We start from the raw sequence: 550 nt of genomic DNA on the forward strand, positions 1-550 counted from the left end.
AACGGCGACACCGAGATCGGCCAGATGATCGCCCACGCGATGCAGAAGGTCGGCAACGAGGGCGTGATCACGGTCGAGGAGGCCAAGACCGCCGAGACCGAGCTCGACGTCGTCGAGGGCATGCAGTTCGACCGCGGCTACCTCTCCCCGTACTTCATCACGAACGCGGAGAAGATGGTCGCCGAACTCGAGGACCCCTACATCCTCATCCACGAGAAGAAGCTGTCGTCGCTCCAGGCGATGCTGCCGGTGCTCGAGGCCGTGGTCCAGACCGGCAAGCCGCTCCTGATCATCGCCGAGGACATCGAGGGCGAGGCGCTGGCCACCCTCGTGGTCAACAAGCTGCGCGGCGGCCTGAAGGTCGCGGCCGTCAAGGCGCCGGGCTTCGGTGACCGCCGCAAGGCGATGCTCGAGGACATCGCGATCCTGACCAAGGGCCAGATGATCGCCGAGGATCTCGGCATCAAGCTCGAGAACGTGACGCTCCCGATGCTCGGCCGCGCCAAGCGCGTGCGGATCGAGAAGGAGAACACCACGATCATCGACGGCG

At 65.6% G+C, this 550-nt stretch carries 1 protein-coding gene; it reads left to right on the top strand.

The genetic code is table 11. The annotated features are described in order from the left end of the window. On the top strand, positions 1-550 hold a 550-nt coding region (locus tag OXS49_RS33430; protein ID WP_276082371.1), incomplete at both ends, for a TCP-1/cpn60 chaperonin family protein.

Origin of the sequence: Methylobacterium sp. GC_Met_2 (genome assembly GCF_026540795.1) — a bacterium.
GTDB lineage: Bacteria > Pseudomonadota > Alphaproteobacteria > Rhizobiales > Beijerinckiaceae > Methylobacterium.